The organism is Deltaproteobacteria bacterium (assembly GCA_040223695.1).
GTDB lineage: Bacteria > Desulfobacterota_D > UBA1144 > Nemesobacterales > UBA2774 > JAVKFU01.
In genome coordinates, this window is sequence record JAVKFU010000015.1 from 170,883 (window position 1) to 186,374 (window position 15,492).

17 protein-coding genes are annotated in these 15,492 nt (G+C 47.2%); 12 read left to right on the forward strand and 5 right to left on the reverse strand.

Annotated features, from left to right (window positions below):
• The first annotated feature begins 89 nt into the window (after positions 1-89).
• From RIG61_04965 to RIG61_04975, 3 genes are all read left to right on the forward strand, one after another.
• Positions 90-647 carry an L-2-amino-thiazoline-4-carboxylic acid hydrolase gene (locus RIG61_04965; GenBank protein ID MEQ9618505.1) on the forward strand — a complete coding sequence of 186 codons (558 nt, stop codon included), beginning with the start codon at positions 90-92 and terminating at the stop codon, positions 645-647.
• 191 nt (positions 648-838) lie between these two features.
• The gene (locus tag RIG61_04970) at positions 839-1,477 is read left to right on the forward strand and encodes a hypothetical protein (GenBank protein MEQ9618506.1); all 639 of its coding nucleotides are present in this window, start codon (positions 839-841) and stop codon (positions 1,475-1,477) included.
• 37 nt (positions 1,478-1,514) lie between these two features.
• A complete protein-coding gene (locus tag RIG61_04975; GenBank protein ID MEQ9618507.1) occupies positions 1,515-1,811 on the forward strand; it encodes a hypothetical protein in 297 nt (98 codons plus the stop codon).
• Positions 1,812-1,907: 96 nt separating this feature from the next.
• Here RIG61_04975 and RIG61_04980 read toward each other — a convergent pair whose 3' ends face one another.
• The 3 genes from RIG61_04980 to RIG61_04990 all read right to left on the reverse strand — a co-directional run bounded on the left by RIG61_04980 (position 1,908) and on the right by RIG61_04990 (position 4,194).
• Complete coding sequence (locus tag RIG61_04980; protein ID MEQ9618508.1) at positions 1,908-2,429, reverse strand: carboxymuconolactone decarboxylase family protein; 522 nt, start codon at positions 2,427-2,429, stop codon at positions 1,908-1,910.
• 63 nt (positions 2,430-2,492) lie between these two features.
• The gene (locus tag RIG61_04985) at positions 2,493-3,071 is read right to left on the reverse strand and encodes a TetR/AcrR family transcriptional regulator (GenBank protein MEQ9618509.1); all 579 of its coding nucleotides are present in this window, start codon (positions 3,069-3,071) and stop codon (positions 2,493-2,495) included.
• Positions 3,072-3,183: 112 nt separating this feature from the next.
• Entirely contained in the window at positions 3,184-4,194 is a 1,011-nt protein-coding gene (locus RIG61_04990) for a hypothetical protein (GenBank protein ID MEQ9618510.1), read from the reverse strand.
• A gap of 150 nt (positions 4,195-4,344) precedes the next feature.
• On the opposite strand from RIG61_04990, the gene RIG61_04995 reads away from it, so the two are divergent.
• Both RIG61_04995 and RIG61_05000 read left to right on the forward strand, forming a co-directional pair.
• Entirely contained in the window at positions 4,345-4,698 is a 354-nt protein-coding gene (locus RIG61_04995; protein ID MEQ9618511.1) for a VanZ family protein, read from the forward strand.
• A gap of 155 nt (positions 4,699-4,853) precedes the next feature.
• Complete coding sequence (locus RIG61_05000) at positions 4,854-6,272, forward strand: MBL fold metallo-hydrolase (protein MEQ9618512.1); 1,419 nt, start codon at positions 4,854-4,856, stop codon at positions 6,270-6,272.
• Positions 6,273-6,353: 81 nt separating this feature from the next.
• On the opposite strand, the gene RIG61_05005 is transcribed toward RIG61_05000, so the two are convergent.
• Positions 6,354-7,220, reverse strand: coding sequence for a penicillin-insensitive murein endopeptidase (locus tag RIG61_05005; GenBank protein ID MEQ9618513.1), 867 nt, complete (start codon positions 7,218-7,220; stop codon positions 6,354-6,356).
• 136 nt (positions 7,221-7,356) lie between these two features.
• Here RIG61_05005 and RIG61_05010 point away from each other — a divergent pair, with 136 nt between their 5' ends.
• The 5 genes from RIG61_05010 (at position 7,357) to RIG61_05030 (ending at position 11,788) form a co-directional block, all read left to right on the forward strand.
• Complete coding sequence (locus tag RIG61_05010) at positions 7,357-7,788, forward strand: metalloregulator ArsR/SmtB family transcription factor (GenBank protein ID MEQ9618514.1); 432 nt, start codon at positions 7,357-7,359, stop codon at positions 7,786-7,788.
• Between the two features lie 6 nt (positions 7,789-7,794).
• A complete protein-coding gene (locus RIG61_05015; protein ID MEQ9618515.1) occupies positions 7,795-8,214 on the forward strand; it encodes an SRPBCC domain-containing protein in 420 nt (139 codons plus the stop codon).
• Positions 8,215-8,271: 57 nt separating this feature from the next.
• On the forward strand, positions 8,272-8,820 hold the full coding sequence (locus RIG61_05020) for a hypothetical protein (GenBank protein MEQ9618516.1): 549 nt from the start codon (positions 8,272-8,274) through the stop codon (positions 8,818-8,820).
• A 277-nt stretch (positions 8,821-9,097) separates the two neighbouring features.
• A complete protein-coding gene (locus tag RIG61_05025) occupies positions 9,098-10,468 on the forward strand; it encodes a M23 family metallopeptidase (protein MEQ9618517.1) in 1,371 nt (456 codons plus the stop codon).
• 135 nt (positions 10,469-10,603) lie between these two features.
• A complete protein-coding gene (locus RIG61_05030; protein ID MEQ9618518.1) occupies positions 10,604-11,788 on the forward strand; it encodes a serine hydrolase domain-containing protein in 1,185 nt (394 codons plus the stop codon).
• Positions 11,789-11,844: 56 nt separating this feature from the next.
• Here the strand turns inward: RIG61_05030 and RIG61_05035 are convergent, their stop codons facing one another.
• Positions 11,845-13,101 carry a M23 family metallopeptidase gene (locus RIG61_05035; GenBank protein MEQ9618519.1) on the reverse strand — a complete coding sequence of 419 codons (1,257 nt, stop codon included), beginning with the start codon at positions 13,099-13,101 and terminating at the stop codon, positions 11,845-11,847.
• Positions 13,102-13,305: 204 nt separating this feature from the next.
• Here RIG61_05035 and RIG61_05040 point away from each other — a divergent pair, with 204 nt between their 5' ends.
• Positions 13,306-14,763: a potassium/proton antiporter gene (locus RIG61_05040; protein MEQ9618520.1), complete on the forward strand. Its 1,458-nt coding sequence runs from the start codon at positions 13,306-13,308 to the stop codon at positions 14,761-14,763.
• 36 nt (positions 14,764-14,799) lie between these two features.
• Complete coding sequence (locus RIG61_05045) at positions 14,800-15,387, forward strand: paraquat-inducible protein A (protein MEQ9618521.1); 588 nt, start codon at positions 14,800-14,802, stop codon at positions 15,385-15,387.
• The last annotated feature ends 105 nt before the right edge of the window (positions 15,388-15,492 follow it).

Below are 15,492 nucleotides of genomic sequence, written 5' to 3' on the forward strand. Positions count from 1 at the left end.
ACTGGGTTTTCGGTCATCAGGCCTCGGGGCAGTTCATAAACGGGCTTGAGGCCTGGATCAGGGATTCCTTAAAAGCCGATGCAGTTAAATTGATTACGGCAATAAAGGAAGACGCAAAAACCATAGAGAAGTCCGATACGGCACTGATAAAAGACGCTCCCTCCCACGGCCATCTGGAGCTTTGTTCCATTATACTGTCCGCTTATAATAATCTCCTGCCTGTTATAGGTGATAGGGACTCCACGCTCGAGTTCATTAGTAAAGCTATGATGGACGGGATAAACAATATCTCGATGCAGTCCTCTCTCGCTCTCATGCTCAAAGCCTGCAAGGACAATCCCGACCGCCTGCGCTCTATATTCAGCTGGCTTATGGAGCAGTACGGGACGACATTCGAGTGGACTTCTCCGCATGAGGAAAATGAAGAGGAGGACAGCTTTTCAATCGAAGTATATAAGTGCTTTTATTTTAATTTCTTCAAGTCTCATGGCGTGCCGTTTCTAACCCCGATTCTCTGCCAGCTGGATTCCCTCTGGTTCGATATGGTGAATCCTCAAAAGCACGGCTTCTACTTCGACAAAACCCGTTACCGGACTCAGGGCTACGGTGCGCCCAAATGCGTTTTCCCGATAGTCCAGGAAAAATAAAAGCTCGGGATAAAGAAGGTGGTATGTCGATTAATGCTGTGCATTAAGGTGCCGGGTGTTAGTGTCCTTTTCTTTAGATACAATGCGCTTTGTTTGATATTATTTGATATTTCTATTATTTTCTTTTATTGCTTTCGTTCCGGTTGTTGTAAATATATATTCCCTGTTTGAATATTAATAAGGAGGTCTTAATGAGGATATTTTATACTCTATTGGTCATTCTACTAACGGTTCTATTTTCCCATATATCACCGCAACACTTATTCGCGGAGTCTCGGAGTAAAGCGTCCGCGCCCAGTGTTCAGGCTCAATTGAAAGAAGCGGATGAGAGCTTTTATTTCGACGGCAAGGCTATCCATCCGGGCTGCGTAAGGAGGTTTAATGTGGGTCTGGCCGACTCCCCTCCGCCGGTTGTGCGTTCGGTGGACGTAGCCGCGTGCGTGTCGAGCAACGAAAATTATGAGCCTTTTAAAACTTCGGACGATGGTTATGTATCGTACGAATATGATTTGGATGAGGGGGAGAAAGGATACTTCGCCTATAGGTATCTCGGCAAAACGGGAAGCGGGCTGCATGTTCTGGATACAAGGTCTAATGAGGGAGGGACGATGGTGGCTATGACTGTTTTTCTGATAGATTTCAATACCGGAAATTATCTCACTTTTTCCGAAGAAGCGAAGGGTAAGAAAGATGAAAGGCTTATAATGTCGTGCACGGGGCAGATAACGCGCGGCGACAGGGATACGGGGACGGTGATGCTTGAAGGAAATGAATTGACGCTCGGTGCATCGCAGTACCGGGACAAAAACAAGATAATTACCCTTGATTGAGTTTGCTCCAATATTAAAATACTGCGAGAGGTATTGCATGAAACCCCATGCGATGACACCGTTTTTCCTTTTGCTTCTGTTTGCTTCCTGTAACTCTGCGGTCAATGAGGATAGTCCCGAAGAGCAGCTTAACTCTTACTGCGTAAGAGAATGCGTGATAGAGACGTCTGACGCGGAGATATGCGATACCCGCTGCAGATGCGCGGTTGAAAAGCTCTCATCCAGGGTCTCCGAGCGGGAATTAAAAGAAATTGTTAAGGGTATTACAATCCAAGATGATGCAGGGAAAGAAGGTCTAGCGAAAATGAGAGGAGCTTTTCAGTTGTGTGAATGAAAAAAATAAGGCTTGGTTTGGACGTCTGGTGGGGATGGAAGAGGGATCCAAACCAAGCCTTTGTCTGGTTTCAATGTAATTATAGCAACTTATATTTTATTTTTCAAGTTCTACTTTAAACGTATCCGCGAATCTGGTTAAAACATGGAAGACGCCGTTTACCATATTAAGCTCCGCTATCTGACCGTCATCGAAGTGCTTTCTCATCTCATCGAGTGATTCCTGGCTCGCCGCCACGTTTTGCGCGAGTTCCTTGGAATACCTGACTACCGCTTTCTCCCTGTCGTCAAAAGCATCGCTGGTCTCATCAGGAGCTGCGTTAACCTTTTCATCGCTGAGTCCCGCTCTTTTTCCGGCTGCCGTATGATGAGCCGCGCAATAGTTACACCCGTTGAGTTTGGATGTAGTGATAATTGCGAGCTCTTTTGTCGCACTGTCCACCTTGCTCGGACCCAGAGCCGCCCCCAGAAACGGTATGAAGCCCATGAACAATTCGGGACTATTGGCCATTCCCTTTAAAACGTTGGGCACCACCCCGAATTTCTTCTCCATTTGCTCGTAAACTCCTTTTACATTCTCAGGCGCTGCGTCCTTCTCTACGTATGCTATTTTCGCCATATCTTAATACCTCCTTATTTGTTTTAATTGTTGAACAAGCGTTCAACAAAGATTTAAAATTTTTTATCCGATAGTCGACAAAATTACGTTTACCACTTTTTTCAATTGTTCCGGGTTAGATGCGGACTTGCCTGTTACGATTAAACCGTGCGTGCTTGTAGCGAGAAAATGGGACAGCACGACCGTATCGGTGTCCTCGGGCAGTTCACCCTTTTCTACCGCTCTGTCAAGACAATTAAGGAACGCTGATTGTATCCTGGCCAATATTCCCTTCACTACCTCAGCTACCTTGTCGTCGTGGGGAGCGAGTTCTACTACGGTATTGCTTATGAGGCATCCCCTGATTTTCCTGTCCTGCGGGGAATTGACCACTCTGTCAAAAAACTTGTGGATGTTCTTGAGGGGTGAGCCCGGGGATTCCAGAACCTTGATCATTTCCGATGTGACGGCCTCCCCGTAATATTCAACAGCCGCAATGAATAGGGAATGCTTATCGCCGAAGGTGTTGTAGATGCTGCCCCTCTTTATCCCCATCCTGTTTACGAGATCGTCAATGCTGGTCGCTTTGTAGCCCTTTTCCCAGAAAACGTCCATTGCTCTGGAAAGGGTTTCTTCCCTGTCGAATTCGTATGGCCTTCCCATGATTAAAACAAGATAACCAATCTTGAACGAACAGTCAACAACTTCGCGTTATTTCTTTTATAGTTTTAAATCGGACGGGGTAACTGACCGCGGGGGTTGAAAATTAGATTAATCAGGTAGTGGGGGCGTATTTTATATCGAGCGGCTTTCCGACTTCAGGCCTGCTGACCTTCCATATCCAGCCGTCATATATGAAATGGAGGAATGAGGATCCGGTAATGTAAATTCCGAGGGCGCTTTCGTTTATGTTCACGCCCGCGAAGCTTATACCCGCCAGAACCAGCGTAAAAGCGCCGCTGTAAACCCACTGCCTTCTTGACACCTTTGAGAATAAGCTCGTATTCTCTGGTTTCTTTTTATATTTCGCGTTAACGAACACGTTCACGAACGCTATGTATTCGAGTGCGTGCGAGAACCCGAAGACTACAAAACCTATAACCAGGTCGTAGAGAAATATAGAGTATAGAATAAGAATCGAAAATACGAACAGGTTTTTGGGGACGCTCAGTTTATCGCTGTTTCTTAATTCCTCCACTGCATAAGCTATGGTAAAAAATACCGCGACACCCAGAGCGACATAGGATACGAAAGTGAATATGGGCAGGTAGTTCCCGATAGTGTCCAGAAGGGAACGTCCTATCTTGTATTGTGCGAGAGTGTCCCTGTTCGTCTCCCCGAGCGAAAGGAAAAGGTAAACGAACCAGGAGTATATTATGCCTTTATCGATCCATGCCTTTCCGTATCCCGCCTTTCGGGAATAGATTCTGGTAAACCCGTATTTTTGGGCGATCGTATGATACATGGTCCACACTACGGATATAGCGAGCAGTATGGTAAAGAATCCGAGGAGAAGTGAAACCGCGGTTAAAAGGAGAAATGCGACAGGCAGTAGTATATAGCTCTTCTTTCTCTTTTCGAATTCATCCTTCTGGCCGTAGACGAGTGCAAAGGTGTAGTGACGGTGTACGAAACTGAAAACCAGCACCATTATAACGAGCGCGCCTGTGTATTGTTTGAACGCTACGAACGCCAGGAATACGATTATCCAGCCGAAGCCGAGATAGGTGAGGTCAAAGGTCGGGTTCTGTATCCAGTAGTTTTTGGCTTGAACGGCGGTGCTCATTAGGGTTCGGCTCGATATCCTAAAATACTAAGGCTAGGCATGATTTCCAGACTATATATATCACAAAATTTATGTTCAGGCAAAGTAACTAACAATTGATTCATCAAGTATAATACTGTGCTTAAATACGGGAATAAAAAGCTGCCCTGAATGCTCCAGACAATATTCATAGCTTATACTCTGTTTGTAATTGTGCTCAGTCTGTTACCTTTGCCCAGTGCGGGAACCGCTATATATAAAGACAAGATTGTGCATTTCCTTATGTACGGGTTAATGGCCCTTCTCGCATATATATCGGTGCCGTCCGAGGGCAAGAGAAAACACCTTTTGGCTTTCATCATTATACTCGGAGCGGCCATTGAATTAATTCAGATTTATATTCCCGGGCGGTCCGCGTCCTTGATGGATATATTCGCCAATACGGGCGGAGTTGTCTTTGTCATTTTTTTGTTCTGGATATATTCGAGATTTTTTGTCCGAAGAGTCGAAGGCAGCGGGAATTAACCGGGTCCGAATAATTGAAGCGTGGATACAAATCCTGATTCCCCGGTATTCGGTTCCAGTATAAGGTCTTCTATGTACCTTTAACGTATTAACCGTGTGTTTGGTAAAACAGCCGCCCTGTGTCATAATTGAGAAATTTCCTGCGAGGATAATCAATGAAAATACAGTTCTGCGGAGCCGCGAGAACGGTTACCGGAAGCTGCCATCTCGTTACGCTTGACGACGGGTATAAGATACTTCTTGACTGCGGGCTTTACCAGGGAAGGGACGAGGAATTCGCGGATTTTAACGGGAAATGGATTTTTAACCCCGCGGATATTGACTGCGTCATCTTATCCCACGCCCACATAGACCACTGCGGTCGTATTCCCAAGCTCACCAAAGACGGCTATTCCGGCGAAATCATATGCACGAGCGCCACGAGAGACCTTTCAGCCGTTATGCTCATCGACAGCGCGAAGCTTCAGGAGAGGGACGCGTGGTACATAAATAAAAAGAGAAAAAGGTCCGGCAAGTTCCGAAAAGCCGAACCGCTCTATACGGTGCAGGACGTCTACAAGGCATTAGAAAGCTTTGTCGGCATCAGCTACAACGTCTGGCACGAGCTGGGAAAAGGCGTGGCCGTTCAGTTGAGAGACAGCGGCCATATATTCGGAAGCGCGAGCGTCACGCTCAAGATCAGCCGGAACGGCCAGCCCCCTGTTTTTCTAGGATTCAGCGGTGACATCGGGAGGCCCGCCAGGCCTATACTGAAAGACCCGGTCCCCATGGAGAACCTCGACTACCTTATTTGCGAGTCCACCTACGGAGGGGAGAGGCATAAACAGCTGCCCGAGGACGAGGAGGACCTCCTTCGGATAATTTATGAAACGTGTATTAAAAATAAAGGTAAGCTCCTGATTCCGGCGTTTAGTCTGGGAAGGACGCAGGAAATTGTATATATACTGGATAAGCTTGAGCACGATGGACGTCTGCCTGAAATTCCCGTTTTCGTTGACAGCCCTATGGCGGTGAATGCGACAGAGGTCTTCAGGATGCATCCCGAGTGCTTCGATTCCGAGATAATTGAATACATGATAGATGACCCGAACCCGTTCGGATTCAATAATCTCAAATATATCCGCAGGACCGAGGATTCAAAGCGCCTCAATTATCTGGAGGGTCCGGCCGTGATAATAAGCGCATCCGGTATGATGACGGGTGGAAGGATACTGCATCACCTGAACAACAATATAGAGGATGGCAGGAACACGGTTCTGATTGTCGGGTTCTGCGCCCCGCACACACTTGGGGCAAGGATTCGTGAGGGACAGAAGAGGATTAAAATATTCGGCGTTGAAAAAGACGTAAACGCGAAAGTTGTCGTGATGGATTCGTTCAGCGCGCACGGTGATCAGCCTGAAATGCTCTCATACCTTTCAGGTCTGGACAGGAAAAAATTGAAAAACGTGTCTCTCGTGCACGGAGAGTACGGACGACAGCAATTCTTCAGGTCGGCTCTTGAAGAACAGGGCTTCGGCAATATAGATATCCCGGAGCTCGGTCAGGTATTTGAGTTTAATCCGGCGGAATAGATTCTGAATATCAAAAAAATAAGCGGCATCAGACAACTTATCCGGATCTTGTCATGCTGTGTGGTAAGGGGGGCAGGGGAGTCAATATAGACCGTTTACTATCGGTATGCACTCATCGGGAAGTCTCGGCGGGATGCTTTTTCCCGATGCCTTCCTGCTTTTAACGCTTCCGTCGGCTGTAAACCAGGAATCAAGCTCGCTTCCGCAGCCGTCTTCGTAAATGTTCAGGGGTTTCTGCGGCACGCAGAGATGATTCCCGGGCGGACACCTGAGACGGACGTGAAAATGCCCGTCGTGTCCGTACCAGGGCCGTATTTTGGCGAGCCATTTTTCACCCTCGTAGGATCTGCAAAGTTTCTTCTTTATCAACGGATTCACGAAAATACGGTCAACCCTGTTATCCGAGGCCGCGAGCTTCAGTATTTCCCCCATGTTGTCGTTCCATTTAAATTCGTCTATCCGTCTTTCGTCATCGGTTAAAACGGACTGCGGGTGGATATGCTCCCGTTCGACAAATGTGAGAGACCTGTTTAACGCTATCGGATGCTGCCAGAGAAGAATATCCGCGTCGAGTCCGGTTTGATGGCTGCTGTGCTCGTCAAACATCGGCCCCCCGGTCCTCTGCGCTACGTCGCCTATAAGGAGTATACCGTTTAGCTGTTCATCTACCTTCGAGGCGAGGGATTTGATGTAGTTGACTGTGTCCGGATGGGCGTAAAACCTTCCCCTTCCGGGCCTGATTACCTGAAAACCCTCCCCGTCCCGGGGGATTGCCGTGGAATTTCTTATGCATCCGGCAGTGTATGAGCCTATGGACTCGGTAACGGAAGCATCGAGGGCGTCAGATTGGCCCGCTCCGGCAAGCAGGAGAAGAGCCATCAGGAAAACCGAGGTATGGGTTATTTTAGGGATATAAGTTTTAATCGCTGACTCCTTAATTGCCGGCATGATTAAAAAAATCTGGATTGACCGTTCCCCGTAATTCGCGGGTTGTCCGGATTTCAGGCGAATTTCCACACAGGTGAACGTCGTTTTAGAAATTATACAGTAATCAGGGGCTTTATAAAACTTAATCCACGAGGTTTTGGAAACTGAGCGGAGCCTGCTGAAAAGAAATGCGCATAAAATATCAACTATAGAGTTGACAATAAGAATGGTTGTTGCTATAATCAACCATATGGTTGTTAATAAAACGATTGATCTGGATGATATTTTTCACGCCCTCGCCAATTCGACAAGACGCAATATTCTCGCCCATCTTGTCGAAAAGGACATGACCGTGAACGAGCTTGCCGAAAGGTACGATATGACGCTCCAGGGAGTATCCAAGCATATCCGTGTGCTGGTTAAGTCGGGACTGGTATCACAATCGAAGCGGGGCAGGACAAAAAAGTGCCGTGTGAACTACCGTCAGTTAGACAGGGTATCGGAGTTGATTCTGAAATACAGGAAGTTTTGGGAGGCAAGGCTCGATTCTTTAGAGGAATATTTCGAAAATCCGAAAGAGGAGAACTGAAGAGAGATGGGTGAAACCACGCTTATCGTAAAGAAGCTGATAAGAGCTGCCCCTGAGAGGGTATTCGAGGCTTTCACGAAGCCGGAGATTATGACTAAATGGTTTTATGCTGGTGATGATTGGGCCGTCGAAGTGAGTAATACGCTCGAAGTCGGGGGTAAATATACACTCAGCATGCACACCACCGACGGGAATGTTTATGAGCACACGGGCGAGTACAAAGAGATTCTCCCTTCAGAAAAGCTGGTGTTTACCTGGAGCTCGGACTTTGTGCAGGACACTGTCGTTACGGTTCATTTCCGTAAGGTCGTTGAGGGCACCGAAATAACACTCGAGCATGATTTCCTGCCCGAGGGCGAAATGAAGGAAAATCACAGAAAGGGCTGGACGGAGTGTCTCGGAAATCTCGATAAATTATTTGCGTGAATAAGTATATTAAGCCATTTTATATAGGTTCGTAAAAAAACTAATGGGGGTCTTGAAATGAGATATTTTGCCTGTATTGCTGTTATTACGTTTTTACTACTGCCGGTACTGGTTAATGCTGTTTACGCCGATCCGGTCAAAGATAAGGGTGGGCATGACATGAGTCCGGTAACGGGTTCTCAGGAGCTTGAAAAAATGAAGACGCTTGAGGGCTCGTGGCAGGGCACGACTGTAATGGACGGCAAGGAAGTGCCTATATCTGTCGTTTATGAGACTTCTTCAAACGGCAGCGTTGTCGTAGAGACACTTTCCCCCGGAACGCCGCACGAAATGGTCTCTGTCTATTACGATGTGGACGGTAAGCTTAACATGACGCACTACTGCGCCGTTAACAATCAACCTCATTTTACTCTGAAAGAATCTACCGGCGACCGTATCGATCTGGATTTCGCGGGCGGTACTAACCTAAACGCCGATAAGGACGGACACATGCACGCTGTCAGCTTTAATTTCAAGGACACGGATAACATGGTGCAGGAATGGACCTATTACGAGAGCGGTGAAGAAAAGCAGGTAAGTGCATTTACCTTGACACGCACCGAGTAGTGCCCTTCTCCCGGCGATTTGCAAAATAATATTTACTTCATAATAACGGGCCCCTGAAGACGGGCCCGTTAATTCCCCGGATTTTTATAATATCTCAATGTTTTTTCTTTCTTGCCGCCTTTTTCTCTTCCACTGAAAATCGGAGTTATAATTAATTGATATACGGTAAGGTTTTCCCAGGTTAAATCATCATTGTTTAGCTGATCATTAATCCTGTGCTTATAGATGCATAAAAAAGAGCATTGACCCGTAGTACCAATTAGTTAGGAGGAGTAACGTGAAAATTAAAACACCGGCAATTTTTGTACTTATCTTATCATTAACAATGTTTATTTCTTACGCAGGCTGCTCGAATGTAAAGAAAATATCTACTACAAGCAGCTCAGTGAGCCGGTCTGACGACCTTGTCAACTTTGAGCCGTCGCCTGACGACGGCAATGAGCTAGTACCTTTGATTATGCAGGTGGTGAAGAAGCCCCGGCCCTTTAGAGCAAGTGACGGGTTGACTCATCTTGTCTATGAGCTTCAGATAGAAAATTTCACGACCGAGACAATCGGCTTAAAAAAACTAACTGTTTTTGGTAATGCAGTTGATACAGCGCCGATGCTGGTACTACAAGGCGATGACTTGATACAAAGAACTCTTCTGCTCCAATATCACCCTTTCAAGAAAGCCCCTTTGGATGAAGTTACAGTAGATCAAATCGGCCCCGGTCAGACGGCGGTTGTTTTTCTTGATGTAACCCTGGACAGCGGAGAATCGGTGCCTGATACTCTTATAAATAAAGTCGAAATAGACGGCCCGCCAATTATTGCCGAGATCCTGGGCATGAGCGCATTGTCTGTTAGTGCTGAAGTGGACGTGGACAAAGAAGAAGCCCTGGTGCTCGGCCAACCTATAAGGGGAGGCAGATGGATAAATCTAAACGGCTGCTGTGATTTTTCCAGCTCTGCGCATAGACGGGTTATACGCTCAGTGGACGGTAAAGAGTTTTTCCCTGAGCGTTATTCTATTGATATAATGGAAGTTGATGAAGAAAATAACTTGTTTGTCGGCGATGCTAACGACAATAAGAGCTGGTTAGGATATGGCACGGAACTGATGGCAGTAAGCGACGGAGTCGTAAGCCGCGTGGTTAAAGGAGTTCCGGATAATAAGCCTGGTGAATCGCCGCCATTCCCAATAAGCTTGTCAGACGGCGCCGGGAATATCGTGATTTTGCACATAGGCAACGGTATCTATGTCCTGTATGCGCATCTGATACCTGGCAGTAATGATCGCCTGGAAGTTGGAGATTTTGTAAAAAAGGGTGAGGTTGTCGGACTCCTGGGCAATACGGGCCAGAGCGGCGCTCCGCATCTGCATTTTCAAGTGATGGACGGCAACTCAATAGCCCAAGCGGAGGGAGTTCCATTTGAATTTGAAGAATTTGATAACGTCGGAATACTGCTGGATGTTGATGAGGAAGACGGTGATGATGAAGGCGACGGCCTGGACCTCGACGATGTTATAGATACTGAGGAAGAAGAAAACATGGAACAAGACAGTCCCGGAATCATTTTGACAAACGTTCAGCTTCTCCCTGAGCCCGCGCCGCGCACTAACGAACACCAGCTTCAATTCACAATCATAGGCTTTCCTGAATGATTATAATTAATGATAAGGTTGATTCGAAGTAAATAACGATCTTGGGCAAATTGCTGCCGCTATATACAGGTTGAACTAGCGAGTCTCGTAAGTAAACTAACTTTAATCCAGTCTCATATTTGGGACATAATAATAGTGGTTGACAAATATTTGAAGAGAATAGTCGCTAAGCTGAATAGGCCGTTTTCATATTTAATCCTAATAATAATCTTATCTTCGTTCCCATTTTTCACTTCCTGCAAATCGGACAACAATTCTCTTGACCCTGAGCTTGCTCGCAGGCTAAAAGAGATTCTCTCAGACAATATGGAGGAGTTTGGAGTTCCCGGCGCTTTGGTAGGTGTATGGATTCCAGGGCAGGGAAGTTTAATTATTGAAGAGGGCGTCTCTAATATTGAAACCGACGAGCCTATCTCAAAAGAAGACCATGTCAGAATAGGCAGTGTTACAAAATCGTTCACTGTAACCGTCATACTTCAGCTTGTGGATGAAGGGCTTATCAGTCTGGATGACCCTGTTAAAAACTACCTGCCCGATGTAGAGAACGGAGACGCGACCATTGCCGAGCTTGCCAATATGAGGAGCGGAATATTCAATTATACGGAAGACGGTGAATTCGTGATGGAGTTTATCGCCGACCTGCTCAGGGAATGGACTAACCGGGAGCTTGTGGATTTCGCCGACAGTAACGCGCCCTATTTCCCGCCTGGCGGGGGCTGGCATTACTCGAACACGAACACAGTCATTCTCGGAATGATAATAGAGCAGGTAACCGGAAATTTCGTGGGAGACGAGATTCAAAAAAGAATAATCAACCCCCTTGGACTTAAAGGAACCTTTTACCCCGAGACTCCGGACATGCCTGAACCGTTTTCCAGAGGATATGTGGAATTTGACCCGGAAGCTGGTTTACAGGATGTTACGTTTACTGATCCTTCCGCTTCCGCCGCTTCCGGTGCAATGATTTCGAGACTACTGGATTTGCGAAAGTGGGCGGATGCGTTAGGAAAGGGGACACTACTTAACGAAAATATTCAGCAAGAACGTATAGATAGCTTGACTCCGATAGTATTCGATCCATGTGATGACGACGATTCCGAAAGAGAAAAAAGAAGCTGTCCCGAGTATGATAAATACGGCCTGGGGATCGGGGAAATAAGCGGCTGGATAGGGCACACGGGGGAATATATTGGATATACGTCTCTCGTAATGTACGATCCCGAAAACGGGTCCGTAGTAGTTATTCTAATAAATATTTTTGGCGCGGGAGAGCATGTTCCCACGAAAGTATTCAGGGAATTCGCCGAAATATTAAATTAAATGCTCAAAGAACGACATTACGCGCACGCCAGCTCCTGAATCAAGCTTTTTCAGTTTCAGGTCGACGGGAAGTTAACCACTCTTTGATCTAATGGTAATGCGTTTTTATGTAATCCGGGTCTCTTCACCGGCACAACCTCAAGCGGCGTCCCTTCCCTCTCTGCCTTGTCGAACGCTTCAGTCGACGGCGCCTTTTCAATGAGATCGAATTCGTCGATTACATACGGGAGCCCGTTTGAGCCCAGGGTCGCATGGCCGTCCATGACGTGGAAATGAAGATGGGGCGCGGATGTGTTTCCCGTATTCCCCAGAAGCCCTATTACCTGCCCCTGTTTGACCGTATCTCCCTCTTTGACCCTAACGCTTCCGGGCTTCAGATGGGCGTAGAGCGCGTATCTCCCGTCCCCAAGGTCGAGCACAACGTGGTTTCCGTCCGCCTCCTCGAGGGTCATTCCGGGTGGCAGCTCACCTGGAATCTGGTTCTCGTATTTATCCACCGCGGTCACTACTCTGGCATCCCTAACAGCGAGAACGTTCTTACCGTAAGAGAAATAACTCTCCACGTCCTTCGGGTCGCCTATAAAAATAAGTCTGTTCTCATTTATCACTTCCCAGTCTATGGCGAAGCGCTGCGCTACCCTGAGCTTATCGTTTATCGGCATCATTGAGCGCACGTGTCTTATGGAGTCGCAGCATCCGTCGGCTGCAACCCAGCCCTTGCCCTGAAGAGGCGGTGCGATAACTACGGCGTCCTGTGACCCTACCTCTGTCGGCGACGAAGCGTAGGAATATTCTTCCGCCCCTTCGGGGAGTCCTGCAAAATCTGCGAAACCTGCGGGGATGCCGCCCGGAACGCCGATTGAGACTCGGTGGATTATCGATCTCGGAATGTCCTTCTTATCCTTTACAAAAAAATGCACGAACACTATCCCGGTCTCACCCCCGGCAAGCGTTGTGCTCGGGGTTGTGTCGGTAATTAAACGCATTCTGCTTTTAAGCTCATCTCCTTCCAGGGTTAGAAATGCCGTATCGTCTTCTTTTTCTCCCTTAACTTCAATCGAGCCTATTTCCCATGTCATAGGGGTGGCGTTTAATAATTCGAGTTCGTAAACTAAATGATAATTTCCGACTGATCCTCTTACCGGATTGGGTGCGTTAAGTACCGATACTACTACAGGGGTAAACGTATTATCGGGTTTTTTCAGAGAAGTTTTTGCTTCATCAGCGAAGATATCCGGGCTCCCCAGTGTGGAAAAAACAAATCCTGCAAGGGCCGCGAATATTAGGAGCGCTTCAATGTATCGTTTGGTCATCGGTTTTATCCTCCCTGTACGGTTAGTCTTCAATCGTCCTTCTATCATTAAAATAGAATTATAATTCTATTTTGATTAACGGTATAGTCTCCGGTCTTAATTTTATTGTATTTTAGTACTTGGCGGGCTATGGTTATTTCGGCAATTAGATCACATTTTTAAGTTTTAATTGCTATTAATCCTGAGCAGGAGATTTGGTGCATATTGGACTATTCTGTTGAATACATACTGCTGGGAGCATCCGTTCTGGTCCTGGCCAGCATTTTTGCCAGTAAAGCGGCCTCCAAGCTGCGCGTTCCGGCCCTTCTGTTGTTTTTAATCGTGGGAATGCTCGCGGGCTCGGAGGGACCCGGGGGTATATACTACGACGACCCCTGGTCGGCTCAGCTGCTCGGGGTTCTGGCCCTGGCCTTTATAATATTTTCAGGAGGGCTTCACTCCGGGTGGAAGAATGTTTCCCCAGTTCTCTGGAGCGGGGTATCCCTTTCGACTATCGGTGTTTTCCTTACCGCCGTTCTGGTCGGTGCTTTCGCTCATTACTTCCTGGGTTTCTCGGTTCTCATGGCTTTACTTCTGGGCTCAATTGTTTCCTCCACGGATGCCGCCGCGGTATTTTCGGTTATGAGCTCAAGCGGCGCCGGGCTTAGAGGGAAGTTGAATGAACTTCTCGAATTCGAGTCCGCGAGTAACGATCCAATGGCGGTTATTCTCACTATAGGATTTATTCAGCTCATTATTAACCCGGAGTCTTCCGTTTTGAGTATGGCGGTACTGCTTGTAAAACAGATGGTGCTCGGAATTCTCTTCGGGTATGGAATGGGTAAAGCTATGGTGTATATAGTAAACCGTCTCAGGCTCGATTTTGAAGGGCTCTATCCTGTGCTGTCCATGTCGCTTGTCCTGTTCACATACGGCGTTACGGCGTCGATAGGCGGGAGCGGATTTCTGGCCGTTTATATCGCCGGTCTCCTGATGGGAGGGAGGGAATTTGTAAATAAAAAGAGCCTCACCCGTTTCCATGACGGTATTGCGTGGCTGCTTCAGATCACGATGTTTCTAATACTGGGATTACTCGTATTTCCCTCCGGGCTCCTTCCCGTGGTTCTTCCGGGTATTGTCGTATCGATTTTCTTAATCTTCATTGCGCGCCCTGCGGGGGTGTTTATTTCTCTTTCTCTGAGCGGGATCAGCGCCAGGGAAAAGACATTTATCTCCTGGGTGGGGCTCCGCGGGGCGGTACCCGTCGTGCTTGCGACTTTCCCGCTTCTGGCGGGCGTGCCTGAATCTAATAGATTGTTCAACCTGGTTTTCTTTATAGTTATTACATCCGTGCTCTTGCAGGGGACGACCATTCCGCTGGTTTCAAGATGGCTAGGGGTTGACGCCCCCGGCGAAGCTCCTCAGAAACGAAATGTAGAATTTGAATTCCCCTACGAGGAGAATACGGATACGGTCGAGTATGATGTGCCCGACGGCTCGGAAGCCGTCGGAAAGCAGATTGTGGAGTTGGGGCTGCCCGAAAGCGCGCTCATAATGCTAATAAAGAGGGGAGGCGGCTCAATAGTTCCACGGGGTGCTACGGTTTTAGAGTCAGGAGACAGGGTTCTAATAATGGCCGATAAGGGCGACCTCGTCGCCGTGCGTTCAATCCTCGGTATTTGAGGGGAAAAACGCGCCGGAGCGGTTCTAATTCAAGTTATGTTTAATAATTCCTTTCACTTTATAAACAGACACAGCCGCGCGCTCGGAATATTCATTATCATTCTGTCGGCCTTCCTATTGATATGCGCGTTTTATTTCCCCTTTATCAAATCAAGTTTCAGCGTCGATTTTCCTGACTGGCTGCCGAACTGGTTCGGTGTCCATGAGGAGATTGAGAAGTGGATTATCAAAAAGGGCAGGATACCCGAAGGGAATCAATACCTTCTGGGCATTATCAAATCTCTATTCGAGGACGGCTCGATATTTCTTGGAATAATCATATTCCTGTTCTCGGTAGTCTTCCCTGTTCTCAAAATCGCCCTCTGCGCCGCGGCGTTGTCCAGAAGCCGGCTGTGGCATACCCGCAGCCACAACGGCGTAATTAAAACGCTGGGTTATGTGTCAAAATGGTCAATGGCCGATGTCTTTATAGTTGCACTCATAATCGTCATGTTCAAGGCTAAGGGTTTTAATTTCAGCTTCACGGCCGAAGCCGGCCTGTACTGCTACGCCGTATCGGCTATTCTGTCCTCACTGTGCATAGTTTTAATAATGCACCGCTCGGATTCACTCGATAAAGTTTAGGTTCTGTTAATCGAAAGAAAAGGCAGTATAATTTCTTCGGCGGATTTTGACTGTTTCAATTCCTGGAACAGGCTTATAATTTATTATTCGAAATTGATTAAATCT

What these genes read in the sequence shown, in the direction of transcription:
- RIG61_04980 (MEQ9618508.1), bottom strand. Translation starts at nt 2,429, where the DNA reads ATGGCGAAAATAGCATACGTAGAGAAGGACGCAGCGCCTGAGAATGTA.
- RIG61_04970 (MEQ9618506.1), top strand. Translation starts at nt 839, where the DNA reads ATGAGGATATTTTATACTCTATTGGTCATTCTACTAACGGTTCTATTT.
- RIG61_05020 (MEQ9618516.1), top strand. Translation starts at nt 8,272, where the DNA reads ATGAGATATTTTGCCTGTATTGCTGTTATTACGTTTTTACTACTGCCG.
- RIG61_04995 (MEQ9618511.1), top strand. Translation starts at nt 4,345, where the DNA reads ATGCTCCAGACAATATTCATAGCTTATACTCTGTTTGTAATTGTGCTC.
- RIG61_05035 (MEQ9618519.1), bottom strand. Translation starts at nt 13,101, where the DNA reads ATGACCAAACGATACATTGAAGCGCTCCTAATATTCGCGGCCCTTGCA.
- RIG61_05045 (MEQ9618521.1), top strand. Translation starts at nt 14,800, where the DNA reads ATGTTTAATAATTCCTTTCACTTTATAAACAGACACAGCCGCGCGCTC.
- RIG61_04975 (MEQ9618507.1), top strand. Translation starts at nt 1,515, where the DNA reads ATGAAACCCCATGCGATGACACCGTTTTTCCTTTTGCTTCTGTTTGCT.
- RIG61_04985 (MEQ9618509.1), bottom strand. Translation starts at nt 3,071, where the DNA reads ATGGGAAGGCCATACGAATTCGACAGGGAAGAAACCCTTTCCAGAGCA.
- RIG61_04990 (MEQ9618510.1), bottom strand. Translation starts at nt 4,194, where the DNA reads ATGAGCACCGCCGTTCAAGCCAAAAACTACTGGATACAGAACCCGACC.
- RIG61_05015 (MEQ9618515.1), top strand. Translation starts at nt 7,795, where the DNA reads ATGGGTGAAACCACGCTTATCGTAAAGAAGCTGATAAGAGCTGCCCCT.
- RIG61_05005 (MEQ9618513.1), bottom strand. Translation starts at nt 7,220, where the DNA reads ATGCCGGCAATTAAGGAGTCAGCGATTAAAACTTATATCCCTAAAATA.
- RIG61_05000 (MEQ9618512.1), top strand. Translation starts at nt 4,854, where the DNA reads ATGAAAATACAGTTCTGCGGAGCCGCGAGAACGGTTACCGGAAGCTGC.